We start from the raw sequence: 25,431 nt of genomic DNA on the forward strand, positions 1-25,431 counted from the left end.
CTCAAAACCAGATCTGGGTGGAGATTGTCGCGCTGGCCTGTGAACTCCTCGCCTGGACGCAGATGCTCGCCCTACACGGCACTTCCGCTCGCCGGTATGAGCCCAAACGCCTGAGGCTGCGCCTGTTCGCCGTTGCCGCCCGGCTGGTCCGTGGTGGTCGGCGCCTGCGCCTGCGCATCGCCGCGTCCTGGCCCTGGGCCAGCCAACTGGTCGCAGCCATTACCCGGCTCCAGGCACTCCCGGCCCCGACCTGACCAGCACAAAGCCACCCCGACGATCAGGGAAGGACACCTTGAGGGCCCGTGGAACCCCGCTCACCCGGCGCGATAGCCGGGCCGCCAGGTTGACCACGGCCCCGATTTCAAACTCCAGCCGAACCGCTCAGCCAGCCACCGGATAGACGTGAAAGATCGAGGCTAAGCCAAGTGGACCGGACCACGAGGCCGCCGGGCCCGAGGACCGGAAGCCACGCGGCAGACGCCTTATCTCTCGCCAATACCGGCCACTTTCAATCTCCAGCCCTTGCGTGTACGGTAGTTCGCTCCATTGACGATCCCGAATGAAACGAAAGAGTGTCACATCCGGGCTGCGGAATACATCTCTAGCATCTTTCCGCAGGATCGGCCGTTCTCAGAGAACCAAAGATATGGTGAATAGCGTTTTCTTCATCATCATCTGAAACTTTGTCGGCCACGCGCGGCTGCACCTTCGGCGCTTGTGTCCGATGCATCTCCGCCTGAACAAGCGCTTTCGCAGCCCCGTATCCAGGAAAGACCAGTTCCGGGTCCTGATGCGCCTCTGCGTACTCAATTATTTCTCTCGCATACGCGAGGTCCCAACCTACTGGATCCCCAGTCTCGACGATACGCGGTGAGCGACGCGGCCGCTTCTGGTCCAAGATGATCTGAACCGCGCTGGAGTGTTTTGGTGATCATCCGCGTGCGTATTTGAGACGGTGGTTCCGGTATCGGTTCGAGGGAGAGGACCATCGTGGCGATCACGGCGACAAGTGACGGTTTCAAGCTGTGGTACGAGGCGACGGGCGACGGGCCGGCAATCATCTTCCCGTCGAGGATGCGCATCGAGCACTCCGCTGTCGGTGCCGCGCTGACGGCGAGCGGATACCGGGTGGTCCGCTACAAGCCCCGACAGGTCGTCGGCCTGATGGAAGCCGAAGACGAATCCGGTGACCCGTGGAAGCCGACGAACTGGACCCGGTTCCCCACGGAAGTCGAGATCGCCGACCTGCACGCCGTGGCGGACGCGGCGGGTGTGGGCGACTTCGTGCTGGCCGGCTACTCGGGCATGGCCGCCTTGGCTGGCTTTCTCGTCGTCGCCACCGACCGGGCGGCCGGCCTCATGATCGGCGGGTTCCCCCTGCTGACGGGCAATGACTACTGGCTCGGCTGTGTCGAAGGTGCCCGCACGGCCTTCCTGCAGACCGGGCTACGGGATAAAGCGGACGAGCTTCATATGAGTGTCCTGCTCTACCGGGAGTGGGCCACCCGTGACGACACCGCGGCCTTGGCGGCTCTGAAAGGTCCGAAGATCGTCTGGTACGGCACCGTCGATGGCGAACCGGAATGCCGGATGTACGACTACGTCGGGGGAAGCGCCATCGCCCGCCGCATCATTGGCCACTCCGAGGCATTGCGTCAGGCCGGGTTCGAGGTGATCGAGTTCGAGGGCTTGGACCACATCGCTGGTCTGGCCACGGCGGATGTGATCGCCCCGAGGTTGTCCGCCGCCCTGGCCGCGGCGGGCTGGTAGACGCCTGGCTGACCCGATCTCGGGGCTTGCTCACAAGTACGACATGGTCGATGGCTCGCGGGCTGAAAGCCGGCCGTGGCGGCCGATCACGCCCGGCTCGAAGGACTCGCGGCTCGTGGTGGACGACAATGAGCAAGGGCACGTCCCGTTCTCCGTGGTGGAGCTGGACGGCGGCACGCTGGTCGGCACCGCGACGCTGTGGGGCATCGACACCCACCACCGGTCCGCGCACATCGGGCTGGGGCTGCTGCCGTCCGCCCGCGGCAAGGGCTACGGCACCGACGTGGTCGCGGTGCTGTGCCACGATCCTGGCCGCACAGCGGCGAGAACGCGCCCGCGTCCGGAGTGAGAAAGGCATCCGCTGGGGCGGCCGGCCCCTGTCATCCGCAGCCTGACGACCGCCCAACCCGGTGATCGTTTCCGGTCACAGCACTGGTAACTGATCACGTGTTGCGACGCCCCCTCGAATGCGCCTCGGGACAGCGGGGCGTTCTTCGCGTTTCAGGACCGGATCATGCAGTTGAACTCGGCGGCCCACCACACGAGAACCCGGACCAGGCCGCGTCCTCCCACAGAAGCAAACCTAAGTCCGGAGAAGTCCTTCGGCAGCTACGTCGGGCCTTGTGGCCCGAACCTGCCGTATGCCGGTGGCACTCCTATCACGGGCATGTCGAGTTGCTTTGGGCCTGGATGTGCGCGATTGCCTCATCACCCACCTTGACGTAGAGAGCTGATTTGCCTCTCCGGTCGTATGTGCGAGTGAAGCTTGGAGCCCAAAGCCTGTTGAAGTACACCTTGTAGCACCATCCGGCATCGACCCGGAAGGTGTCCCAGTCCTCCTTGCGCGGCGTGTTGTCGCCCGGGGACAGGTAGCGACTCGTCTGCGCTACGTTGTCGACTTTGCAACTGGGATAGGTCTCCGTCGAGTCGCCGGTGCTGTCGTTGTCCCGGCACCAGTTGCGGTACGCGTACACGCTGTGGGCGCTGTCGTTGACCGTTGTCGAGCACCCCACTAACGAACAGTCCGCACCCGCAGACGCGGGAGGGCTATTAACGAGAAGCGCGCTGACACTGATCACCGTAAGCGCCGCCGCTCGGACTAGCGCCTTAGGCGTGGCGAGATTCCTTCTCCAGACGAGGCGATTGGCCTTTTTCGATTTCACCATTTTGCCCTTCTGTGGCCTGCTGAAAATCTCTCAATACGGAGATTTTGCCAAAGGCCGGTATATTGTCCGTATATTTGCTACGATTCCGCCGCCGCGCCCGTTGCGAGAACCGCATCCACTACGCGAAGGACACCGGTCTGGCCAACCTGCCGCTGCACGACCTCACTCAAAACCAGATCTGGGTGGACATTGTCGCTATGGCTGCGAGTTACTGGCGTGGATGCAGATGCTCGCCCTGCACGGCACTTCCGCTCGCCGCTAGTGGCCTGTCACGCAACCTTGGCCGGGTAACTGGTCCAGCTTCTGATCGGTGAGCTGGCGGCGAAGTTCGTCTTGGGCTGGGCTCGGGCGTTGCGCCAGCGGACGTAGGCACCGATCGCCGCGTTCTGCTCGTCATGGCTGCGGTGGTCGGTGCCGTTCAGCGCGTAATAGCGCAGCGCGGCGAACTCCGACTCGATCCAGTTCAACCAGGAACCGTAGGTCGGCAGGAACACCAGCTCAACATCATTGTCAGCAGCCCAGGCGCGGACCTGGGGATGTTTGTGCGGCGAGTAGTTGTCGGCGATCACATACAGCTTCTCGCCGGGCCAGCGCACGCGGAGCGTCTTAAGGAAGGACAGGTATTCGCGCCAGCGCTTGCGCTTGCGCTTGCGGATCCGGTACTACAGCCTGCCGGTGGCCAAATCGAGCGCGCGGCGATCATGTGCATGACGCCGTTGTAGCGGTTGTAGGTGGCCAGCAGCCGGGCCGGCGACCCCGCCGGGCGCCACCGCTTGCCCTTGCGAGGCATCAGGTTCAACGGCCCGAACTCATCAAGACAGATCACCCGCCCATCGGCGGGCGGGTGATCGTAGAGGTCCAGGACACGCTGCATCTTGGCGATGAAGTGCGGGTCGGTGGAGGACTTCCATGTCGTGGTGGTCTGCCAGGTGACCCCGCCTTTGCGGAGGATCCGCCGCAGGTGCTCACGGCTGATCGCCGCCACCACCCCGCGGGTGATGAGGTGCTCGGCCAGGGTGCGCAGACTCCAGGTGGAGTGTCCGGTGATACCCCATTCGGCGGGGACCGTCTTGGCGATCAGGCAGATGTGCTCACGCACCTGGCTACTGATCGTCGCTGGACGGCCCCCGTTCCATTTTGGGTCCAGAGCGTCGAGCCCCTTCTCGTTGAAGGCGTGGATGACATCGCGCACGTAGTCGTCGCTGACCTGCATCAACGAGGTGATGTCCGGGACGCTTTGGCCCTGGCCGGACATCATCACCACGATCGCCCGTCGCAGCTTGACCGGGTCCTTCGCGCTCCGTGTGATCCGTTGTAGCTTGCGGCCTTCCTCCATGGTTAACGGCCGGACGAACACTTCCGGTCAGCGAGCCATGACCACCTCCAAACACTGGGAAGCAGCCAGCCTGGCGGGTTCACCGCTGGAGATCAATTACCCGTCCAAGATTCGGTGACGGGCCACTAGGAGCCCAAACGCCTGCGGCTGCGCCTGTTCGCCGTCGCCGGACGACTGATTCGTGGTGGCCGACGCCTCCGCCTACGCATCGCCACACGATGGACCATGGGCGGCACAGATCATCACCGCTCTGGCGCGACTGCACACCCCGGCCCGCGCCGACCTGACCAGTACCAAACCGTCCCTACGCCCAGGAAAGGAACCCGCGGGCCCGTGGAACCCGCTCACCCGGCGCGACGGCCGGGCCGCCAGGTTGACCACAGCCCTGCTCCTCAGGGGCGATACCCACCACAGCAGCGCCGAGATCACCGACGGCCGGACAGACGACGCTCTTGCCCCCTGATCATCTCTACGCCCAAGGCCCCGCTCACCGCGGAGCCCCTTCCTTCGTACGCATGACCTGGGCGGAAGCACTCAAGATCATGCCGTGAATATGACGTGGACAGCGGCCGGGGGCTGCTCACGATGGCATCCGGCTCCACACGGCAGAAACGATCAACGGCGCCTGTCCAGAGCAAATCTGCTGGTCAGACGCCGTTTTCGGAGGTGGGAGCGGAGAGCGTGGGATTCGAACCCACGAGGAGCGTCAAGCCCCTAGCGGTTTTCAAGACCGCCGCCATCGTCCACTAGGCGAGCTCTCCTGGCCGGTGCCGGACGCGGGGTCGCGCAAAGGCACCGGAACATCACCATAGTCTCTCACCGCGCTCCGGGTGCCCGTGACAAAAGACGATCTTTAGGCATCACGTCAGATCTGGTCGGGGATCTCCGAGAACCTGCGTTCCGCTGCGGCCTGCGGGCCCGCGAAGCCGTCGCCGACGGCGGCGGCGAGCCGCAGGTACGCCTCGCGGGTCGGCTCCAGCAGCCGGTCCAGGTCGATCTCCGCGCCCTCCTCCAGGTGCGGGTCGTACGGCACGCGGATGACGGAGCGGCAGCGGGCCGCGAAGTGGGACTCCAGCCGGTCGAGGTCGACGGCCGACTTCGAGCGCGGCCGTACGCTGCACAGCACCACGGTGGCGGCTCGGACGAGCTCCGCGTGGTCGTGCGCCTCCAGCCAGTCGAGGGTGGCCGAGGCCGCCCTGGCGCCGTCCACCGAGGGAGAGCTGACCAGCACGAGCTGGTCGGCCAGGCCGAGGACTCCCGACATGGCCGAGTGGAGCAGGCCGGTGCCGCAGTCGGTGATGCAGATCGAGTAGAAGTTCTCCAGCACCTGCGCCACCGCCTGGTAGTCGCCCGCGCTGAACGCCTCCGAGACCGACGGGTCCCGATCGGACGCCAGGATCTCCAGGCGCGACGGCGCCTGTGAGGTGAAGGCCCGGATGTCGACGTACCGCTTGATCTGCGCCCGCTCGTTGAGGAGGTCGCGCACGGTCGCGGAGGTCTCCAGCTCGACCTTGTCCGAGAGCGTCCCGCGGTCGGGGTTGGCGTCCACCGCGATCACCCGGTCGCCGCGGATCTGGGCGAGCGTCGCCCCGAGACCGACGGTCGTGGTCGTCTTGCCCACGCCTCCCTTGAGGCTGAGCACGGCCACCCGGTGATGTCCGGTGGCGACGGGGGTGCGGGCGCGGGCGAGCAGTTCGCGCCGCCGCCGCTCGTCCGGAGCCTCTCCGGGCTTGATCCAGCCGCCGGACGCCTTGTACACGAACCGGCGCCATCCCCGCGACGGAGCGTTCCTGCGGCCCTTGAGCAGGCTGCCCGGGTCGAGGCTGTCCGCGCTCGGCCTGCCCGCCGCCTTCGCCCCCCTCGTACGCCCGGGAGCGTCGAACGACGTGACCTGCGCCGTCTGCCTGCGCCGAGGCTGGTACGGCTCCTCCGGTGTCCGGGCCTCCGGGGAGACGTCCGCCGGGCGGGGCTCGTCTCGTTGTGCGGTGTCGGCGGAGGGCGGCGGGGCCGCGGTCGGCGTGGCCGCCGAGGACGGCTCTTGCGGCGGCCCGCCGAGCGGCTGGGCGCCGGCCTCCTCCCGGTGGGAACCGACGAAGCTCTGTCCGGGCGCCAGGTCCTCGCGTAGGGAGCCCGCGAACGGCCCGGACGGCGTGTCAGCGGTGGGCTCCTCGCGCGTATAGGCGGTGAACGACGCGGTGGAGGCGAGATCCTCGCGCAGCGAACCGCCGAACGGCTGATCCCCCTGCTCCTTGGGCGACGTCTCGTCGGGGAACGTGCCGGCGAAACGCTCGGTCGCCGCGCCGATCAGGCCGCCGGAGAAGAGGGGCCCGCCGTCGGAGCTCAGGGGGTCCGATGGGCCGGGGAACCCCGCGCTGGGAAAGCCCGATCCGAGCCCCGGCGCCGGAGCGTCCGTGGACGAGGAGCCGCCGGTCCCAGAGCCGGACGTCGCGGCGGCGGAAGCGCCGGAGCCGGAGGCGCGGTCGTCGGAAGACCGGGAACCGGAGGATCCGTCCGTCTCGACGGGGACCGCCGGCTCCAGCCACCCGCGAAGGGTCTCCTCCGTCTTGGGCGCCTCCGGCCACGTCTGGGTCGGGCCGCCGAGGGGGTGGTCCTCCTCGGTTCGGAGGTCGTCCAGCCGGTGCTCTCCGGTGGAGAACCGGACCGGCTGCGTGTGGTGCTCCTTGTACGCGGTGGCCTCGCCGAGGACGCCGACGTTGAAGGAGTCGGTGTCGACGGGGGAGTCCTGGAACAGCGGACCTCGCCCGAGGCCGGGGGGCGGCGTGCCCGGAAAGCCGTGTGACACGGGCCCCTCGGCGTCCGGCTCAGCGGTCGAGGAGGGCGAGGGGGTCGAGGAGGGCGAAGAGGGCGAAGAGGGAGAGGCGGAGGAAGACGAGGCGACGGCCACGGTCGCGCCGTACGCGGGATCGGCCGCGGTGCGCAGCAGCGCCTGGGCGGCGGGCTCGGTCGGCACCGAACGCCACGGGTCCTGAGGGTACGGCGAAGGCACCTCGGGCTCAGTCGCGGGAGAGCCGGCCGGGGCGCCCGCCGAAGAGGGGGCCAGGGAGGCCGAGGTCACCGCGCTGACCGCGATGTCCACCTCGTCGGGCATCTCCTTGATCGCGTCTAGCCAGGCGAGCTGATCCTCGAGAGAGTGGGGATCCTCACGATCGTGTCTTGCCACCGTGTTCCCCCTCGGGATGGGCTAAAGGGGCAGCAAACACATTGCAGATTAGCGCCCTCTTATGCAGCGAATGCGGGCAACCGCCGAGTTCGGGGCCCCGCTAGTTTGGTCCCATGCGCGCGATCGTAATTAGGGAACCGGGCGGGCCCGAGGTTTTGGACTGGCAGGAAGTGCCCGATCCGGAGCCGTCGCGGGGCGAGGTGCTCATCGACGTGGCCGCTTCCGCGGTCAACCGGGCGGACGTCCTGCAGCGCCAGGGATTCTACCCGCCGCCGAAAGGCGCGTCGGAGATCCCGGGCCTGGAGTGCGCCGGCACGGTGGTCGCGGTCGGCGCGGACGTCGAGGGCTTCCGGCCGGGCGACCAGGTCTGCGCGCTGCTGGCCGGCGGCGGGTACGCCGAGCGCGTGGCGGTCCCCTGGCAGCAGGTCATGCCCCTCCCCGAGGGGGTTTCGGCGGTGGAGGCCGCGGGGTTGCCCGAGGTCGTCTGCACCGTCTGGTCGAACGTGTTCATGACCGCCCGCCTGCGCAGGGGCGAGACCCTGCTGGTCCACGGCGGCACGAGCGGCATCGGCACGATGGCCGTACAGCTCGCCAAGGCGTTCGGCTCCCGTGTGATCGCGACAGCCGGATCGGCGGAGAAGGTACGGCGGTGCCTGGAGCTCGGCGCCGACGAGGCGCTGAACTACCACGAGGAGGACTTCTCGTCCAAGAAGGCCGACGTGATCCTCGACATCATCGGCGCCGCGTACCTGAAGAAGAACGTGGACGCCCTGGCGGTCGGCGGCCGCCTCGTGGTGATCGGGATGCAGGGCGGCCGGGTCGGCGAGCTGGACCTCGGGAAGCTGCTCGCCAAGCGCGCGTCGGTCTCGGCGGCGGGGCTGCGCGCCCGGCCGGTGGACGAGAAGGGCGCGATCTGCGCGGGAGTCGTGCGTGATGTGTGGCCTCTGATCGGCGCGGGCGCGATCCGGCCGGTGGTCCACGCGAAGGTGCCGATGCGGGACGCGGCCGAGGCGCACCGCCTGCTGGACTCGGGGGAGCACATCGGCAAAATCCTCCTGGTCCGGTGAGTTAGGTTTGAACGCATGAGTACCGACCGAGCCCGACGCGAACGAGGAGTGATGAGCGGCCGATGAACGCAGATGAGAGCACGCCGCAGATCGTGGTCGTGGGGCCCGACGGCTTGTCCGTTTCCGGGGAGAACGGCGAGCGCGAGGAGCGCTCGGTGGCCGACCTCGTGGAGCAGCCGGCGAAGGTCATGCGCATCGGCAGCATGATCCGTCAGCTCCTTGAAGAGGTGCGCGCCGCTCCCCTGGACGAGGCGAGCCGCAAGCGCCTCAAGGAGATCCACGAGAGCTCCATCAAGGAGCTGGAGGACGGTCTCGCGCCCGAGCTCGTGGAAGAGCTCGAACGGTTGTCGCTGCCCTTCACGGACGACAACGGCGCGCCGCCGTCGGACGCGGAGCTCCGGGTGGCGCACGCGCAGCTCGTCGGATGGCTTGAGGGGCTTTTCCACGGCATCCAGACCACGTTGTTCGCCCAGCAGATGGCGGCCCGCGCGCAGCTTGAGCAGATGCGCCGCGCCCTGCCGGGCGGCATGTCCCAGGGGCAGGACGACCAGCAGCACCACCGCGCGTCCGGGCCCTACCTGTAGCCCGCGGGCCGCGGCGGGTGCTCACCCGCCGCGGTAAAGGTCTTCCAGAACGCGGGCGACCCCGTCGTCGTCGTTGGCCGCCGTCACATGATCGACGGCGGCCAGCACTGTGGGGTGGGCGTTGGCCACCGCGTAGGACGTCCCGGCCCAGGCGAGCATGGGCAGGTCGTTCGGCATGTCGCCGAACGCCACGACCTCCTCCGCCTCGATGCCGAGCTCGGCGGCCAGCACGGAGAGGGCGGACGCCTTGGTGACGCCGTGCGCGCTCATCTCGATCAGCGCCCGGCCGCTGGAGTGCGTCGGGGTCACCAGGTCGCCCACGAGCGAGACGGACAGCCGGTAGAGCTCGTCCGGGTCCATCGTCGGGTGCCGGGCGAGCAGTTTGGCGCACGGCCGCGAGCTGAGCCGGTGCGTGGCCACCCGCAGCGCGGTCCGCGGGTCGTCGCCGTCCACGGCGAAGTCGGACTCGTGCGCGTAGCCGCCCTCGTACTCGACGGCGAAGACCAGCTCCGGCAGGTGCTCGCGCAGGCGGCGGACGGACTCGCCGACGACGTCGGGCTCGATCATCCGCGCCTCGACGATCCGCTCGGTGTGCAGGTCGTAGACGAGCGCGCCGTTCGCGCAGATCGACAACCCTCGATGCCGTACGGCTCCCGCCACGCTGTGCATCCAGCGGGGCGGCCGTCCGGTGACGAAGACCAGCGTGCCGCCGGACTCCTCCACGAGGGCGAAAGCGGCGGCCGTACGGGCGGAGACGGTCCCGTCGGCCCGCAGTGCGGTGCCGTCCAGATCCGTGGCGACGAGGCGGGGGCTGCTGCTCATAACAGCCTCCAGTTTGCCCGCTGTTGCACCCGCGCCCGTCCTCGGGGAGGAAGCCGGGGGAAATCTTCCCCCGGACGTGGAACACCCACCGGCGACATAGTGTTAGATGTGATGGCGTTGTATTAGCTGTTCCCGTAGCGAAAGCCAGCTTGACTGTATGAGCCACCCGGGGAGCTGTGCGACACACCGGGGTTCACGAGGTGTGAGCCCCAAGATTCACTTCCTTAGGGAGAGCATTAATGGCTCAGGGAACCGTCAAGTGGTTCAACGCTGAGAAGGGCTTCGGCTTCATCGCACCGGACGGTGGGGAGCCGGACGTCTTCGTCCACTTCTCCGCCATCTCTGGCAGCGGCTACCGCAACCTCGAGGACGGCCAGCGGGTCGAGTTCGAGGTGACCTCTGGTCCGAAGGGTCCGCAGGCGTCCAACGTCCGTGCGCTCTGATCTCTGACACCGTCGAAGGCGGGGTCCGCGTCCTGCGGATCCCGCCTTCGCGTTTTCCGCGCCCGGCAGGCGATACCGATTGGACAAAAGGGGCTTGCCGGGAGCAAGCGCTCTTGTGATCGTGGGAGGGCACCGGCGAATCGGCACTCCCCAGCAGAGAGCGATCATGCGCAGAGTCCTCGCGGCCGCCACGTGCCTCATGGCGGCGTTCCTCGCGTCCCCCGCACCCGCCCATGCCACGGCCGGGTCCGCCCCCGCCCAGGCCGCCTCCAGCGCCGTCCAGAGGCGGCTGCCCAAGGTGAAGGTCACCTATCCCTCGGCGATCAGGAGGGGCAAGCCCGGCCGCATCACGTACAAGGTCAGCCACCCCGACCAGTTCACCGACGAGGCGCTCGTCCTGCAGACCGACCTGCCGCGCGGCATCGTGTCGAAGGTCCGGTTCGTGACCAAGCCGAAGGGCGCCAAATGTGGCGCCCAGAAACGCAACTCCGTCGGCAACTACGCCGTGTACTGCGTGATCCGGTCGCTCAAGCACACCCGGCTGACCATGTCGTTCAACGTGTGGATCAAGCCGAGCTACCGCGGGAAGTTCCGTTCGGGCCACTACTGGCGGGCCGTGACGCTCGACTACAAGGGCAGCACCCGCGACTACCTCGACGAGATCACCAGGAAGGACCTCATCGGCAAGACCTGGATCAAGGTGCGTTAGATCCGTGGTCCCAGGTCACGGCGCAGATACTCCGCGGTGTGCGACCGGCCGTCGGCGGCGAGGCCGGCGGGCGTGCCTTCGAAGACCACCCGGCCGCCGTTCCGGCCCGCCCCGGGCCCGAGGTCGATCACCCAGTCGGCGTGCCTGATCACATCGAGGTCGTGCTCGACCACGATCACCGTGTTTCCGCCGTCGACGAGCCGGTCCAGCAGTGCGAGCAGCATGTCGACGTCGGCCATGTGCAGCCCGGTGGTCGGTTCGTCGAAGACGTACACCTGACCGGTGTCCCGCAACTCCCGGGCGAGTTTGAGCCGCTGCCGCTCACCGCCCGACAGGGTGGCGAGCGGCCGGCCGAGGGTGAGGTAGCCGAGCCCCACCTCGCGGAGGGTGGCCAGGCCGCGCGACACCGACGCGTCCTCGAAGAAGCCGAACGCCTCGTCGGCCGTCATGGCCAGCACCTCGACGATGTCGCGGCCGCCGAGCGTGTACCCCAGGACCTCCGGGCGGTAGCGGCGGCCCTCGCACGCCTCGCAGACGGTCGTGACCGGATCCATGAAGGCGAGGTCGGTCTCGATGAGGCCGCGCCCCTGGCAGGCCGGGCAGCCCCCGATGGAGTTGAAGCTGAAGAGCCCGGCCTCGACGCGGTTGGCCGCGGCGAACAGCGCTCGTACGGTGTCCATCACGTCGACGTAGGTCGCGGGGGTGGATCGGCTGGAGCCCCCGACGGCCGACTGGTCGATGACGATCGCGGACGGATGTTGCGCGGTGAAGACCCGGGACATCAGGGTGCTCTTCCCCGAGCCCGCGACGCCGGTGACGGCGGTGAGGACGCCGGTGGGGACGGCGACCGTCAGGTCACGCAGGTTGTGCAGCGTCGCGGCGCGTACGGTGAGGGCTCCGGTGGGGGTGCGTGGCACGGCCTTCACCGCCGGCCTCCTCCGCAGCGTACGGGCGGTCACGGTGTCGGCGTCGCGCAGCGCCGCGAGCGGTCCCTCGAAGACGACCTGGCCGCCGTCCGCCCCGGCGCCCGGCCCCATGTCGATCACGTGGTCGGCGAGGGCGATGATGTCGCGGTCGTGCTCGACCACCAGGACGGTGTTGCCCTTGTCGCGCAGCGCCAGCAGCAGGTCGCCCAGCCGGTGGACGTCCCGCGGGTGCAGGCCGACGCTGGGCTCGTCGAAGATGTAGGTCATGCCGGTGAGGCTGGAGCCGAGGTGGCGGACCGTCTTGAGCCGCTGTCCCTCGCCGCCCGACAGCGTGGAGGTCTCCCGGTCCAGGCTGAGATAGCCCAGCCCGACGGCCTCGATGCGGCGCAGCCCGGCCAGCGCCGCCGCCGCGACCGGCGCGGCCACCGGGTCGTCGAGGCGCTCCAACACGGCGATCAGGTCGCCGATCTCCATCGCGGAGAGGTCGGCGATGGAACGGCCGTCGATGCGGGAGGCGAGCGCGGCCGGGTTGAGCCGGGCGCCGCGGCAGGCCGGGCATGTCCCGGCGCTGGTCATCTCGCGCAACGCCTCGCCGATGCGTCCCTTGCCCGCCCCGGGCTCGCGTTTGAGGTGGAGCCGCTCGATACGCCTGACGACTCCCTCGTACTCGTTCTGGTAGACGCCGCGCCGGCTCGCGCGCTGGACCCTGAAGCCGCCGCCGTGCAGCAGCAGTTCCCGTTCGGACTCCGTGTAGTCGCGTAGCGGCTTGTCCGGGTCGAACAGGCCGGATTCGGCGTAGAGCTGCCAGGTGGCGGTCCCGACGGCGAACGAGGGGAAGCGGATCGCGCCCTCCCTGAGGGACCGTTCCTCGTCGAGCAACCGGCTCATGTCCAGCCGGACGATCCGCCCCAGTCCATCGCATTCGGGACACATGCCCTGCGGGTCGTTGAACGAGTACGCCGTGGAGGGGCCGGCGCTCGGGGTCCCGTGCCGGGAGAACAGCACCCGCAGTATGGGGTGGATCTCGGTCATCGTGCCCACGGTGGAGCGGGAGTTGCCGGTGGGCGGCCGTTGGTCGACGACGACGGCGGCCGAAAGATTGTCGATGACTTCGGCCTGCGGCCGTTCGTGCCCGGGCAAGCGGTTGCGGACGAACGCCGGGAACGTCTCGTTCAGTTGGCGCTGCGCCTCCACGGCGATCGTCGCGAACACCATCGAGGACTTGCCGGACCCGGACACGCCGGTGAACACGGTCAGCCGCTCTTTGGGGATCCGCAGCGAGACGTCCTTGAGGTTGTTCTCGCGCGCCCCGGTCACGACGATGTCCTGCCGGTCGCCGGCCGGCGTCTCCGAAATTTTAGCTAATACCATTAGCCAAAGCTATCACTCATACTAAAATTCTCGGCATGGAGCTCAGGGAAGAGACGGCGGCCGGCGCGGGCGGCACACGGCGCGCTCGACGGCACGCCGAGACGAAGGCGGAGATCCTCCGGATCGCCGTGGAGCTGATGGAGGCCGAGGGGGCGGGCGGCCTCAGCATCTCCGCCATCGCCCGGCACATGGGGATCCAGCCGCCGTCCCTGTACAAGTACTTCCCGTCCCGCCACGCGATCTACGACGCGCTGTTCATGAACGGCCAGGCCGCGTTCCTCTCCGCGATCCGCGACGGGGCCGCGGGCCGGGAGCCCGGGCTGTCCGCGCTGGCCGCGGGCGTCACCGGCGGGCTGCGCTGGGCCGTCGAACATCCCGCGCTCGCCCAGCTCCTGTTCTGGCGTCCGGTCCCCGGATTCGTGCCGTCGCCGGACGCCTATGCGGTCGCCCTGGAGGCCGTCGCGCAGATCGGCGAGCTGGTGGCGGGCGCCGTACGCGCCGGGGCGCTGCACCCGGACGCCGACACCGACACCGGGCGCGAGGTCCTGGGGATCCTGCTGGCCGGGATCGCCACCCAGCAACTGGCCAACGATCCGGACTCCTCGTTCTCCGAGGGACAGTTCAGCCGGCACACCGCCGCGATCCTGCGCGCGTTCGAGCTGAGCTACCCGCCCCGCCGCGAAGGATGACCGAGTCGTCCCCACTCCGGGACCGCTTCGTGACAACCCCGCCCGCGTGGCGCGCATCCGATCACGTGTGACGACGCGAAGCACCGGCCGCGCGCTCGCGTGGCTCGGCCATCCGGCCACCGTGGTGGCCACGGCCGTGCTCCTCCTCAACGATCACGTGTTCAAGGACCTGTGGCCCGGCCCGGTAACCGGAAAGCTCAGCGACGTCGCCGGGCTGGTCGTGGCGCCGCCGCTGGTCGCGCTGCTCGTCCGCTGCCCGGCCCCGGCGGCGATCGTGCTCACCGGCACGCTCTTCACCCTGGTGAAGGTCACCGCCGCCGGCGCGGAGGCCGCGTCGTGGTTGTGGTCGCTCCTCGTCCCGTCGCGGGTCGTGGCCGACCCGACCGACCTGATCGCGCTTCCCGCCCTCGGTCTCGCCTGGCTCTGTCAGCGGCGGGCGGCCTGGCGCCCTCCTGTACGGCTCCCGCGCGCCGTCCTCGTCGTCCCCCTGGCCGTGTTCGCGGTGACCGCGACCTCAGCGGCTCCCGGGCCGCCGTCGGCCGTCTCGGTGGAGATCCGGGGCGCGGCGATCGTCGTCCGCGCCTACGCGGCCCAGAACAGCGCGTCGACCGACGGCGGCGCGACCTGGCACCGCTGGAACGGAGCCACCGCGAACGCGCCCCAGAACGGCGCCTGCGCGCCCGGGGAGCGGTCGCACTGCTACCGGATCGTGCCGGGCCGGCTGGAGGTCGAGGAGACCGTCGACGGCGGGAGGACGTGGTCCACCTCCTGGGCCGTCTCCCCCGGCCGGCGGCACTGGCTGGAGCGGGGATACCGGGAGGCCGCCTCGGAGTCGCTGGAGAGCGGCCCGGCGGCGTCCCGCGCGCTCGCCGTACAGGCCGCGCCGGACGGCTCGGCCGCGCACGTCGTGGTCGTCGCCAACGGCCCGGACGGCGTGGCCGTACGCGACGCGTCCGGGCACTGGCGGCGGCTGGGCTTCGCCTCGGACGGGGGCCTCTCGGCGCGGGCGGCGACGCCCCTGACCGACCCCGGGGCGCTGGTCGGCGGCGAGCAGTGGACGGCGATCCTGGTCGCGGTCGCCGTCCTGCTCGTCGGACTCGCCCGGGACGGCTTCCGGGATCGAGCCCCCGTGCTCTTCCCGCTCATGGGCCTGCTCCTGTGGGTCGGGCTGCTCGCCTTCGCCGCCGGCCCGCTCCTGGGGCTCTTCGGCATGGCGGTCCGGTTCGCGGGCATCCCGCTGGCCCTGGCCGGCGTCGTGGGGACGCTGGCCGTGTGGGGCGTCCACCAGGAGCACACGGAACGGATGGGAGGGCGGAGCCTCCTCGTGGCCCTGCTCACCTACGCCGGGATCTTCCTGCCGTTCCTGGGCTGGACCACCGGCCGGCCCGACGAGTACGGCACGGCCGTCGTGCTGGCGGTGATCCTCGGCACCCTGCCGGTCGCCTTGGTGATCGCGAGGATGGTGTTCCGGAACCACGCCGGAAAAGGGAAGGCCCCGCCGGATGGCGGGGCCTTCCGAGGAAGCCGGACGGCTACTTGACCGGCTCCAGGACGTCGAGCCCGACGAACGGGCGCAGCGCCTTGGGAACCACGACCGAGCCGTCCGCCTGCTGGTGGGTCTCCAGGATCGCGACGATCCAGCGGGTGGTCGCCAGCGTGCCGTTCAGGGTCGCGACGTGCTGCGGCCGGCCGTCCTGGTCGCGGTACCGCACACGCAGCCGCCGCGCCTGGAAGTCGGTGCAGTTCGACGTCGAGGTGACCTCGCGGTAACGGCCCTGGCTCGGGATCCACGCCTCGCAGTCGAACTTCCGCGCGGCCGACATGCCGAGGTCGCCGGCCGCCGTGTCGATCACGCGGTAGGGCAGCTCGACCTTGGCCAGCATCTCCTGCTCCCAGGCGAGCAGGCGCCGGTGCTCCTCGCGCGCCTCCTCCGGCCGGCAGTAGGAGAACATCTCGACCTTGTCGAACTGGTGGACGCGGATGATGCCCCGGGTGTCCTTGCCGTACGAGCCGGCCTCGCGGCGGAAGCACGACGACCAGCCCGCGTACCGGAGGGGCAGCGAGCCGGAGTCGAGGATCTCGTCGCCGTGGTACGCGGCCAGCGGCACCTCGGAGGTGCCGACCAGGTAGAGGTCGTCCTCGGGCAGGCGGTAGATCTCCTTGTCGTGGGCGACGTGGAAGCCGGTGCCCTGCATCGACTCGGGCCTGACCAGCACCGGAGTGATCATCGGGGTGAAACCGGACTCGATCGCCTGCTGCATCGCCATGTTGAGCAGGCCGAGCTGCAGCCGCGCGCCCACGCCCTTCAGGAAGAAGAACCGGGCACCGGAGACCTTGGCTCCGCGCTCCATGTCGATGGCGCCGAGCATCTCGCCCAGCTCCAGATGGTCGCGCGGGGTGAAGTCGAACGAGGGCTTCTCGCCGATCTCCTCCAGCACGACGTAGTCGTCCTCGCCGCCGACCGGGGCGTCCTCGTCCACGAGGTTGGGCACGCCCTCGATCACCGCGTCGAGCTCGGCGGCCGCCTGCTCGGCGTCGGCCTCGGCGGCCTTCACCTGCGCGGCGAGGTCCTTGGCGCGGTCGAGCAGCGCCTGGCGCTCGTCCCCGGAGGCCTTGGACACCGACTTGCCGATGGACTTCTGCTCCGCGCGAAGCGACTCGAAGGTCGAAAGCGCACTTCGACGGCGCTCGTCAAGGGAGAGCAGCGTGTCGACGACCGAGTCGTCCTCACCGCGGGCGCGCTGCGACGCCCGGAGCCGGTCCGGGTCCTCACGAAGGGTACGCAGGTCAATCACGAAACAAAGGCTACCGAGGTACGGCTACCGCGCGCGCCCCGATTGTCCGGCTCGGCGCGGCGCGTGACCGGGTGACCGCCCGGCCGGGACGGGGTCAGACCAGGCCGGATCGGATCCGGCCGAGCCAGCCGGCCGCCTCGCCGAAGTCGGAGTCGGCCGTGCCCGGCCTGATCTGTGTGACGACCTGGTCGGCGCGCGGATAGCTGCCGAGGAAGCGCAGGTCGCCGCAGATCCGGTGCAGCCCGGAGAGCGCCTCGCCCACCCGGGCGTCGGCGACGTGCCCCTCGCAGTCGAAGTGGAAGAAATAGCTGCCGATGCCCCGGCCGGTCGGACGGGACTCGATCCGGCTCAGGTTCACGCCGCGCACGGCGAACTCGTTCAGCATCTCCAGCAGGGCTCCGGCGTGGTCCTCTTTGAGGAAGGCCACCATGGAGGTGCGGTCGGCGCCCGTCGGCTCCGGCACGTTGCCGGGCGGCGCCACCCGCACGAACCTGGTCACCGTGTCGTTGCGGTCGCCGATGTTGGACGCCGCCTCTTCCAGGCCGTACACCTCGCCGGCGATGGCCGGGCTGATCGCCGCGTCGTACGGAGACTCGGGGTTGGCCACCTCCTGGGCGGCGGCGGCGGTCGAGGAGGACAGGATGACGACCGCCCCGGGCAGCTCGCGCTCGATGAAGCCCCGGCACTGGGTTTGGGCGGCGGGATGCGTCGTGATCCGCTTGATCTGGCCGAGCTCGGTGCCCGGCCGGACGAGCAGCGAGAACTCGACCGGCAGCAGGTACTCGGCGACGATCAGGAGCGGCTCGCCCCACGCGAACTCGTCCAGCGTCTGGATGATGCCGCCTTCGAGCGAGTTCTCCAGGGGGACCACTCCGCCGTCGGCCTGCCCGGACCGGACCGCGTCCAGGGCGGCGCCGACGTTCGCACAGGGAAGACGCTCGGCGTCGGGCGCCAGTGCGCGCACGGCGGCCTCGGTGAAGGTGCCCTCCGGCCCCAGGTACGCGAGCTTTGACATAGCACAAGGTTAGCGACCCGTCACACCTGCCCACACCGGGATTCCCGCAATGCCGACAATCCGGGCAGGCAGAGCCGGTGGGATCACCCCCCGGACGCCCTGCCCTCCGCGGCCACGCCGTCCGTCGCGGCCGCCGCGCCGGCGAGGGAACGCCGCCGGGGGAGCCAGGAGCCGAGCAGCCACACCAGGACGAGCGCCCCCAGACCGAACCCGTTCTGGACGATCTTTCCCAGGACCGGGCTCAGCACGGGGATCTCCAACGCCTTCAGGGAGACCCCCCACCAGGGCACGGGGACCACGTAGTAGAGCCAGACGCCTCCGGCGACCAGCAGCCGGACCCGGTCGGTCCCCGTCCCCACGAGCGCCGCCAGCACGACGACCACCCAGGCCAGGTGGTGGATCCACGCGACGGGGGAGAGCAGCACCGCCATCAGCCCGGTCAGCGCCACCGCCGTCATCGGATCCCCGTCGAGGTACGCGCCGCGGGCCCGGCGGAAGCCGTACCAGCCCACGGCGGCGACGGCGACCAGCCACAGCGCGGAGGTCACGGAGTCGGGCAGGTAGAGCCTGATCAGCATGCCGCGGATGGACTGGTTCGTGGTGGCCGCGTTCGCCCCCAGACGACCGGGATCGAGCAGTGCCGAGAACCAGAAGTCCTCGGCGTCCGAGGGAATGACCAGGAACGGCAGGACGGTGAGCAGCGCCGCGGTGAACACCGCCATGAAGAACGCGCGCGCCTGCCTCTCATCGCGTATGTACGGCTTTCGCCACGAAAATCCGGTTATCACGAGATAAATCAGGAACACGCCGGGGGTGAGTTTCACCGCGGTGGCCAGCCCGATCAGCAGGCCGCGCGGCCACCACGGGCGGCGCACCACGCAGTCGAGCAGGCACACCGCCACCAGGAAGAGATCGACCTGGCCGAACCGCACCTGGTCCCTGATCGGCATGAGGTACAGGCACGCCACCACCGCGACCGCGAACACCAGCGGCACCACCGCGCGTGCTCCCCGGAAGGGCCGAGCAGGCCCCTCGCCCCCATGCGCAGGCCGCGCGCTCGCCGCATCCAGATCCGCCCGGGCCCCCTCCACGCCCTGGACACCCACGATCGAGGCGCGGAAGCCGTACCAGACCGTCACGGCGAGGGTCGCCACGATGGCGGCGGTCCACACCCACTGCGCGACCGGCCACGAGAGGGCGGCGAGCGGCACCGCCAGGATCGCCGCGATCGGCGGATAGGTGAACGGCAACAGTTGGGGAGCCGGCGTGATGGCGTCATAGAGCGGGACGCCGAGCAGGAGGCTCTGTCCGCCGGTGCGATAGACGTCCAGATCGACGAGCCGCTGGTCGGCGGGGTTCGTCAGCCAGTACACGACAAGCGGGATCGCGGCTCCGACGACGATCACCGCGGCCACCGGCCAGGCCCATACAGCCCGTTTCGGGATGATCGTCTCGCCTGTCCTCATGTCCAGGCAGGCTACCGTGGACTTTCGCCACGGTTCGCGAAGCCGGATCCGGAGCCCGGTGACGGAGCCTGGTGACAGAGCCTGGTGACGGAGCCTGGTGACAGAGCCGGTGACAGAGCTTGGCGACGGAGCCCGGTGACGGGCTCGGTGGCGGGGGCCGAGGTCGGGGCGTCCCGGCCACGGCCGGCCAAGGGCGCGACATCCGGGCCAGGCCGGAAGCCGGGGCGCGAGGCGTCCCGACCTCGACGGGCGGGGCACATGTGTCCCGGCCACAGCGGGGGCGGGCACGGCACGCCCGCCCACACTGCGGGCAGGACGCGACACGGCCGGTCCACGACAGGCCGGACGACCGAGGAACCGGGCGACAGCGAGACCGGGCCACGACGGGGCCCAGGGAGTGAGGAGAGCACGTGAGGCCATTCGGGATCGTCCTGTCCCGGTCACGACCGCACGCGCTCCCTCCCTACGCGCTTTCCGCGGCATCGCACGCCTCCGGCTCGAAGGCGTGGCCCCGGGGCCTCGTGGCCGCTCTGGTCGCACTCTCGCTGGGCCTGCTGCTCCTCGCGCTGCCCGCCCCCGCCCAGGCCGAAGAGGCCCGGCGGACGACGCCGTCCGGGCGGGTGGTCGTCATCGGGGTGCCCGGGTTGTTGTGGAACGACCTCGACCGGGAGCGGACGCCCAACCTGTGGCGGCTGGCCGGCGAGGGCGCCTCCGCGTCGCTGTCCACCCGTGTCATCCCACCCAGCGGCCGCAACGTGACCTGTCCCGTCAGCGGCTGGCTGACCGTGTCGGCGGGCCAGCGGGCCGGTACGGCCGGGAACGACTGCGCGCCCATGCCGGTCCCGCGGACGGCCTCGGACGGCTCGGCCACGATTCCCGGCTGGGACGCGTTCACCGCCTACCAGCGGGCCCAGTCGTACGGCGGGCAGATCGGCCTGCTCGGCCGGACGATCGTGGCCGCGGGCGGGAAGGTCGCCGCGATCGGTCCGGGGGCGGCGTTGGGGGCCGCCGACACATCCGGAAAAGTCGAGAAGTATGCCGCCACGCCCGGTGAGTTGCCCGACCTGACCCCGTACACCGCCGTGTTCGCCGAGGCGGGCGAGATCGCCAAGGCCGCCCTCGCGCTGCGTACGGCGGAGCATCCGGGCGGATCACCGTCGGACGTGACCGGCCAGGCCCGCGACGACGCGGTGGCGGCGGCCGATCGGACCGTCGGCGACGTCCTCGGACGTGTCCCCGAAGGCTCCACGGTCCTCGTCGCCGGGCTCGCCGACTCGGGCATCGGCTCGCTCGACGCGCACCTGCACGTCGCCATCGCCGCCGAAGCCCCGGCGACAGCGCGCACCACCCACGCCGACACCGCCGCCACACCCGCGACCGACCCCACAGGAACCCCCGGCACAACCGGAAGCGGCACGCCGACGACCGACCCCACAGGAATTCCTGGCACGACCGGAAACGGCCCGGCGACGGCGGCCGAGCCCACGGCGTCCGGCACGGCCGGAAGCGGCCCGGCGGAGGCCGGGACGGGCACGTACGGGCGGGGCTATCTGACGGCGACCTCGACCCGGCAGGACGGCCTGGTCACGATCACCGACCTGACCGCGACCGTCCTGCGCTCGGTCGGTCTCGACGCGCCGCAGGGCGTGGTCGGCCGGGGCTGGCAGCGGGCCGGCGACGCCCCGGAGGACACAGCCGAGATCGTCGCGGAGCTGGCCGACGCCGACCTGGCCTCCCAGGTGCTCAGAGACGTCAGGCAGCCGTTCTTCATCGCGCTCGTCGCCATCCAGGTGCTGTTCTACGGCCTCGCCGCCTTCGTGATCAGGAGACGGCGGCGGATGCTCACCGCCACCCAGGTCGTGGCCGTGGTCAGCGGGGCGATCCCGGTCTCGACGTTCCTGGCGCAGCTCGTGCCGTGGTGGCACATGGCGCACCCCATGCCCGCGCTGATCGCGACCATCCTCGGGTTCGCCGGGGCGATCGCGGCGCTCGCGTTCGCCGGGCCGTGGCGTCGGCACGTGGCCGGGCCGCTGACGGTGGTCGCCGCGGTCAGCTCGCTCGCGCTCCTCGCCGACGTCATGACCGGCTCGACGCTCCAGGTGAACGCGGTAACCGGCTACGAGCCGGTGACCGGCGGCCGCTTCTACGGCTTCGGCAACATGCCCTTCGCAATCTTCGCGACCGGAACGATCCTGGCGCTCGCCGGGCTCGCCCACGTCGTCAGGCCGCGGATCGTCCTGCTCGCGTACGGCCTGCTGGCGATCGTCGCGGACGGCTGGCCGAGCTGGGGGGCCGACTTCGGCGGTGTGCCCGCGTTCGTCGTCGGGTTCGCCGTCTTCGCGCTCATGCTGTACGGCCGGCGGGTGTCGGTCGCCAGGCTCGCCGTCGTCGGCCTGGTGGGGGCTGTGCTGATCGCGGCCATCGCGGTCGCCGACTGGCTGCGTCCGGCGGACCGGCGGACGCATCTCGGGGCGTTCGTCCAGCAGGTCGCCGACGGCGAGGGCCCCGAGGTCGTGGGCCGCAAGCTGGGGGCGATGCTGAACACGCTCGGGAACGCGGAGCTGACGCTGCTGTCGGTCGCCGCGATCGCGTTCCTGTTCCTGGTGCTCGCGCGCCCGTCGCGCTGGGGCGCCCCGGCGCTCACCCTGGCCTACGGCAGCGCGCCCGCGTTGCGGGCCGGGCTGGTCGGCGCGCTGACCACCGCCATGACCGGGTTCCTGATCAACGACTCCGGGATCGCCATCCCGGCCATGGCGCTCACCGTGGCCGTGCCGCTCACGCTCGCCGCGTCCGTGCGTGCGCTCCAGCTCGCGCCGCCCACCACACCAGGGCGGCCGTCAGCGCCAGCAGCAGCCACGGCACCACCTGCGCCCTGACCACCGTGACCAGCCAGCCCAGATCGGGCGGCTGGTCGAGCTGCCTGGCCGGCAGGTAGGCCAACGACAGCGCCGCGAGGCGCGCCACCACGAACCAGTCCAGCGCCGACGCCGGGACCATCGCCAGCAGCGCGAGCGCGAGGCCGTCGTACCACGGCAGCACGTACGGCGTGGCGAACAGCCAGGCCACGACGACGGCCAGCGCCACCATGGGAGCCTCCGCCGCCCCCGGAGCCGCGCCGGGAGCCCAGCCGGGGACCGAGCCTCGGACCGAGCCTCGGACCGAGTCTGGGACCGAGCCGGGGACCACACCACGAGCTGCTCCCGGAGCCGCGCCGGGAGCCCAGCCGGGATCCGAGTCGCCCGGAGTGCTCCCCGGCGCGCCGAAGGCCATGCCGGCACGGAAGCGGGCGCCCGCGCGAAGCAGCAGCCAGGCGAGCACGACCATGAGGATCAACGACCCGGCCTGGATCCACGACCGGTACGCTCCCGCCCCGAACACCCCCTGGAGCGCCTTCTGCACCAGCTTCCAGGGGGTGGCGATGGACACCGACTTGCTCGCGTTCAACACCTGGTCGAGCGCGTGCGGCCCGGCCAGCCAGTACGCCGCCGCCACCGTCAGCGTGGCCGCGCCCGCGATGACCAGCAGCCGCCGCGGGTCCCGTCTGTATCGCCAGGCGGGCCCGAGCGCGACCAGGCCGACGGTGACCTTCACCGCGATGCCGAGCCCGAGGAGCACCCCCGACTCGACCACCAGCGCGGCGACCACGAACGCCACCGCCAGCGTGTCCACGTGCATGCCCGCGGCGAGCTGGTAGACGACGAGCGGGTTCACCGCCCACAGCAGCGCGGCGCGGCGCTGCCGTACGGGGTCGCCGCGGGTGATCCGGTGCAGCAGCAGCGCGGTGGCGACGAACGCGGCCGCGTTGACCAGTGCCAGCACGAAGACCGTCAGCCGCACCGAGTCGCCGCCGATCCAGCTCGCGAGGGCCTGCACGCCCGTCGCCACCGGGCCGTAGACGCTCGGCGTGTTCCGCCACTCCTCCACCGCCCCGGCCACCGGGTCGTGCGGCACCGCCGAGGGCACGGTGACGTACGGATCGAGACCGAGGACGGCGATCCGCCCGTAGGCGGCGTAGTTCAGATGGTCGGCCGACCCGACCGGTGGCAGGAACGCCAGCACGCCCGCCGCGAGGCACCCGGCCGCGACCATCATGCGCGTCCGGCGGGGATCGGGGGCGGCGAGGCGCCGCAGGCCGCGCAGCCCGGCGACCAGTCCGATCGCGCCGCCCACGACGGCGACGGCCGCGAGCGCCACGACGAGATGCCCGTCGGGCCGCAGGTCAAGGGAGTACGGCGGCTGCGGGCCCGGCCCGCGGAGGAGCGGGACCATCGCGGAGGGGCCGAGCGCGGCGACGACGATCGTCACGAGGATCGACCCGGCGACGAAGGCAGGCCCGACCAGCGTGGCGGACCACCGCGCGCTCTCCCGACTCACCCCCGAATTTCATCACAGCCGCAGACCGCTCCCGTAGAGGTCGGCTCGCGGCTGTGGACGAACGGAGGACGGCCGGTCAGTTCCGGATGGTCCGGAGGATGACGTCCGTGCTCTTCATGACGGCGGGTTCCCTCGCGGCGAGGGCCCAGCCGACGTCCCTGAGCTGCCTGGCCCGGTGGAGCTGGGACCTCCAGTCGTCGCCGGTCGCCCGGTGCGCCATCTCGACCTCGACCTCCAGGACCCGGAACCCCTGGCGGATCAGGTCGATGGTCAGGCCGGTCTCCACGCCGAACCCCCGGGCGAGCGGCAGCGCCGCCTCGAACGCGGCCCGGGTGAGGCAACGCTGGCCGTTGAGCGGCTGGGCCGCCTCGAAACCGGTGGCCCGCCTGATGCCGTCGCGGGCCAGCCGTACCACGATGCCGTGGCCGCCGAGCTTCACCCTGGTGGCGAAGACGGCGATCGTCATGTCGGCCGTCCCCGAGCGGACGGGCGCGATGAGGGGAGCGGCCTGCTGCGCGGTCTCACCCAGGTCGGCGTCCAGGAACAACAGGTTCCGGGGCGTCTCCTCGTCGAGGAGCCGGACGGCCTCGGCCCCGCTCTCCATGGCGGCGGCCTTGCCGGCGTTCCGGCTGTGCCGTACGACACGGGCGCCGGCGGCCTTGGCCACCCGGCCGGTCTCGTCGCTCGAGCCGTCGTCGACGACCACGACGAGATCCACACCGGGAAGCCGCTTCGCCGCGGCCACCGTGGCGCCGATCCGGTCGGCCTCGTCCTTGGCCGGGATGACGACCGCGGTGTCCGCAGGCCGCTCCACCTGGTCACTCATAGAAATTCGGCCACCTCCGCGGGGACGCTCTCATGGACGATGAAGACCGAGTCCAGGCCGGTGACCTGGAGGATCTTCCGTACGGCGGGGCGGGGCGAGGCCACCTCGAGGATGCCGCCACGCTCGCGCAGCCGCTTGAGCGCGGAGAGCAACACGTTCATGCCGGTGGAGTCGCAGAACTCCACTCCTGACATGTCGATCACCACGCGCTCCGGCCCTGTTTCCAGCAGGCGGGTGAATTCGGCCTGCAAACGAGGCGCGGTATATAGGTCGATTTCGCCGACAATGGCCATTACGGCCTGGCCAGCATGGGTTTGCGTCGCGACTTTGAGCTCCACAGCGCGCACACTAGCGCCGTACCGGCCTGGGGTCACGTTCCCCCAGGCTAGCCGAAGAGTCGTCCGCGCTTTGTCCCCGATTCCGCCCTCACGCAAACGCGCGGTGCGCGAAGCTTGACGCGAAGCGACACCCGGCTTGGGGCGGAGGGACGAGCGTGTCAGGCCCAGCAGGCATGGAACCCCCCGAGGATCCGCAGCGGCGACGGCTGCGCGAGCGGCTGGAGGCCATCCAGGTCCGTACGGAGAAGGCGACCTCGTGGCGGGACGGCACCGGGCACCTCCAGGCGCTGATCAACCGTGAGGGGTACGTCCCGGTCACGGCGCGGCTGGCCGGCGAGGACCTCGAGTTCCTCGCGACCGCGCGCGAGGAGCTGCTGAGCCTCTCCGAGCTGGGCATCCGGCTGCTCGACCTCCACCAGCCGCGTGACGCGGGCGGCATCACCAGCGACACGGCGAACCCGATCCTGCGCTGCCGCAGTTGCATGTGGCGCTGGCCCTGCCCGACGTTCCGCGCGATGTACGACGCGTTCGTCTGACCGGCACGGCCCCCGGC

22 protein-coding genes, 1 tRNA gene and 2 pseudogenes are annotated in these 25,431 nt (G+C 70.5%); 12 read left to right on the forward strand and 13 right to left on the reverse strand.

The annotated features are described in order from the left end of the window. The 3 genes and pseudogenes from AWQ70_RS10195 to AWQ70_RS10205 form a co-directional block, all read left to right on the forward strand. On the forward strand, nt 1–254 hold a 254-nt coding region (locus tag AWQ70_RS10195), incomplete at its 5' end, for a transposase (RefSeq protein ID WP_174552377.1). A 736-nt stretch (nt 255–990) separates the two neighbouring features. Then, on the forward strand, nt 991–1,770 hold the full coding sequence (locus tag AWQ70_RS10200; protein WP_067173452.1) for an alpha/beta fold hydrolase: 780 nt from the start codon (nt 991–993) through the stop codon (nt 1,768–1,770). A 43-nt stretch (nt 1,771–1,813) separates the two neighbouring features. Next, nucleotides 1,814–2,062: pseudogene (locus tag AWQ70_RS10205) on the forward strand (GNAT family N-acetyltransferase); the annotation flags it as partial. Between the two features lie 367 nt (nt 2,063–2,429). On the opposite strand, the gene AWQ70_RS40455 reads toward AWQ70_RS10205, so the two are convergent. Further along, nucleotides 2,430–2,936 (reverse strand): hypothetical protein, encoded by a 507-nt coding sequence (locus AWQ70_RS40455; RefSeq protein ID WP_218004484.1) that lies wholly within the window; start codon nt 2,934–2,936, stop codon nt 2,430–2,432. A 77-nt stretch (nt 2,937–3,013) separates the two neighbouring features. On the opposite strand from AWQ70_RS40455, the pseudogene AWQ70_RS37495 reads away from it, so the two are divergent. Beyond that, a pseudogene (locus AWQ70_RS37495) lies at nt 3,014–3,195 on the forward strand (transposase); the annotation flags it as partial. Between the two features lie 10 nt (nt 3,196–3,205). Here AWQ70_RS37495 and AWQ70_RS40460 read toward each other — a convergent pair. The 4 genes from AWQ70_RS40460 to AWQ70_RS37500 form a co-directional block, all read right to left on the reverse strand. Continuing rightward, nucleotides 3,206–3,505, reverse strand: coding sequence for a transposase (locus tag AWQ70_RS40460; protein ID WP_245646889.1), 300 nt, complete (start codon nt 3,503–3,505; stop codon nt 3,206–3,208). Continuing rightward, entirely contained in the window at nt 3,502–4,293 is a 792-nt protein-coding gene (locus AWQ70_RS10215; protein ID WP_067173455.1) for an IS630 family transposase, read from the reverse strand. The genes AWQ70_RS40460 and AWQ70_RS10215 overlap by 4 nt, the downstream gene beginning before the upstream one ends. A gap of 652 nt (nt 4,294–4,945) precedes the next feature. Next, a tRNA-Ser gene (locus tag AWQ70_RS10220) sits at nt 4,946–5,033 on the reverse strand. Between the two features lie 104 nt (nt 5,034–5,137). Then, a complete protein-coding gene (locus AWQ70_RS37500) occupies nt 5,138–7,453 on the reverse strand; it encodes a MinD/ParA family ATP-binding protein (protein WP_245646890.1) in 2,316 nt (771 codons plus the stop codon). Nucleotides 7,454–7,566: 113 nt separating this feature from the next. Here AWQ70_RS37500 and AWQ70_RS10230 point away from each other — a divergent pair, with 113 nt between their 5' ends. Together AWQ70_RS10230 and AWQ70_RS10235 are read left to right on the forward strand one after the other, a co-directional pair. Continuing rightward, nucleotides 7,567–8,520, forward strand: a complete 954-nt coding sequence (locus AWQ70_RS10230) for an NAD(P)H-quinone oxidoreductase (RefSeq protein ID WP_067173457.1) — start codon at nt 7,567–7,569, stop codon at nt 8,518–8,520. Between the two features lie 62 nt (nt 8,521–8,582). Further along, complete coding sequence (locus AWQ70_RS10235) at nt 8,583–9,104, forward strand: bacterial proteasome activator family protein (protein WP_067173460.1); 522 nt, start codon at nt 8,583–8,585, stop codon at nt 9,102–9,104. Nucleotides 9,105–9,125: 21 nt separating this feature from the next. Here the strand turns inward: AWQ70_RS10235 and AWQ70_RS10240 are convergent, their stop codons facing one another. Further along, the gene (locus tag AWQ70_RS10240) at nt 9,126–9,926 is read right to left on the reverse strand and encodes an HAD family hydrolase (protein ID WP_067173463.1); all 801 of its coding nucleotides are present in this window, start codon (nt 9,924–9,926) and stop codon (nt 9,126–9,128) included. Nucleotides 9,927–10,165: 239 nt separating this feature from the next. Here AWQ70_RS10240 and AWQ70_RS10245 point away from each other — a divergent pair, with 239 nt between their 5' ends. Then, nucleotides 10,166–10,369, forward strand: a complete 204-nt coding sequence (locus AWQ70_RS10245) for a cold-shock protein (protein ID WP_061255882.1) — start codon at nt 10,166–10,168, stop codon at nt 10,367–10,369. Nucleotides 10,370–10,535: 166 nt separating this feature from the next. Beyond that, the gene (locus AWQ70_RS10250; protein WP_157529984.1) at nt 10,536–11,078 is read left to right on the forward strand and encodes a hypothetical protein; all 543 of its coding nucleotides are present in this window, start codon (nt 10,536–10,538) and stop codon (nt 11,076–11,078) included. Here AWQ70_RS10250 and AWQ70_RS10255 read toward each other — a convergent pair. Continuing rightward, nucleotides 11,075–13,375 carry an ATP-binding cassette domain-containing protein gene (locus tag AWQ70_RS10255; RefSeq protein ID WP_067173471.1) on the reverse strand — a complete coding sequence of 767 codons (2,301 nt, stop codon included), beginning with the start codon at nt 13,373–13,375 and terminating at the stop codon, nt 11,075–11,077. The two genes, AWQ70_RS10250 and AWQ70_RS10255, sit on opposite strands and share 4 nt — an antisense overlap. Nucleotides 13,376–13,410: 35 nt before the next feature. Between AWQ70_RS10255 and AWQ70_RS10260 the strand changes: the two genes are divergently transcribed. Continuing rightward, nucleotides 13,411–14,064, forward strand: coding sequence for a TetR/AcrR family transcriptional regulator (locus AWQ70_RS10260; protein ID WP_084516774.1), 654 nt, complete (start codon nt 13,411–13,413; stop codon nt 14,062–14,064). A 67-nt stretch (nt 14,065–14,131) separates the two neighbouring features. Continuing rightward, nucleotides 14,132–15,604 carry a hypothetical protein gene (locus tag AWQ70_RS10265; RefSeq protein ID WP_067173473.1) on the forward strand — a complete coding sequence of 491 codons (1,473 nt, stop codon included), beginning with the start codon at nt 14,132–14,134 and terminating at the stop codon, nt 15,602–15,604. On the opposite strand, the gene serS is transcribed toward AWQ70_RS10265, so the two are convergent. The 3 genes from serS to AWQ70_RS10280 form a co-directional block, all read right to left on the reverse strand. Further along, nucleotides 15,597–16,859, reverse strand: a complete 1,263-nt coding sequence (serS, locus tag AWQ70_RS10270) for a serine--tRNA ligase (protein WP_067173476.1) — start codon at nt 16,857–16,859, stop codon at nt 15,597–15,599. The genes AWQ70_RS10265 and serS overlap by 8 nt on opposite strands. A gap of 94 nt (nt 16,860–16,953) precedes the next feature. Beyond that, nucleotides 16,954–17,874 carry a prephenate dehydratase gene (gene pheA, locus AWQ70_RS10275; RefSeq protein ID WP_067173479.1) on the reverse strand — a complete coding sequence of 307 codons (921 nt, stop codon included), beginning with the start codon at nt 17,872–17,874 and terminating at the stop codon, nt 16,954–16,956. Nucleotides 17,875–17,957: 83 nt separating this feature from the next. Beyond that, nucleotides 17,958–19,340 (reverse strand): glycosyltransferase 87 family protein, encoded by a 1,383-nt coding sequence (locus tag AWQ70_RS10280; RefSeq protein WP_067173482.1) that lies wholly within the window; start codon nt 19,338–19,340, stop codon nt 17,958–17,960. A 410-nt stretch (nt 19,341–19,750) separates the two neighbouring features. Between AWQ70_RS10280 and AWQ70_RS10285 the strand changes: the two genes are divergently transcribed. Next, the gene (locus AWQ70_RS10285; RefSeq protein WP_157529985.1) at nt 19,751–22,216 is read left to right on the forward strand and encodes a hypothetical protein; all 2,466 of its coding nucleotides are present in this window, start codon (nt 19,751–19,753) and stop codon (nt 22,214–22,216) included. Here AWQ70_RS10285 and mptB read toward each other — a convergent pair. The 3 genes from mptB to AWQ70_RS10300 form a co-directional block, all read right to left on the reverse strand. Further along, nucleotides 22,116–23,714, reverse strand: coding sequence for a polyprenol phosphomannose-dependent alpha 1,6 mannosyltransferase MptB (mptB, locus tag AWQ70_RS38720; RefSeq protein WP_245646891.1), 1,599 nt, complete (start codon nt 23,712–23,714; stop codon nt 22,116–22,118). The genes AWQ70_RS10285 and mptB overlap by 101 nt on opposite strands. Before the next feature lie 76 nt (nt 23,715–23,790). After that, nucleotides 23,791–24,540: a glycosyltransferase family 2 protein gene (locus AWQ70_RS10295; RefSeq protein WP_067173491.1), complete on the reverse strand. Its 750-nt coding sequence runs from the start codon at nt 24,538–24,540 to the stop codon at nt 23,791–23,793. Beyond that, a complete protein-coding gene (locus AWQ70_RS10300) occupies nt 24,537–24,878 on the reverse strand; it encodes an STAS domain-containing protein (RefSeq protein WP_084516820.1) in 342 nt (113 codons plus the stop codon). The genes AWQ70_RS10295 and AWQ70_RS10300 overlap by 4 nt, the downstream gene beginning before the upstream one ends. Nucleotides 24,879–25,051: 173 nt before the next feature. Here AWQ70_RS10300 and AWQ70_RS10305 point away from each other — a divergent pair, with 173 nt between their 5' ends. Next, nucleotides 25,052–25,414 (forward strand): hypothetical protein, encoded by a 363-nt coding sequence (locus AWQ70_RS10305; protein WP_067173494.1) that lies wholly within the window; start codon nt 25,052–25,054, stop codon nt 25,412–25,414. Nucleotides 25,415–25,431 lie beyond the last annotated feature (17 nt).

Source organism: Microtetraspora niveoalba, assembly GCF_001570405.1.
In the GTDB taxonomy this organism is placed as follows: Bacteria; Actinomycetota; Actinomycetes; order Streptosporangiales; family Streptosporangiaceae; genus Microtetraspora; species Microtetraspora niveoalba.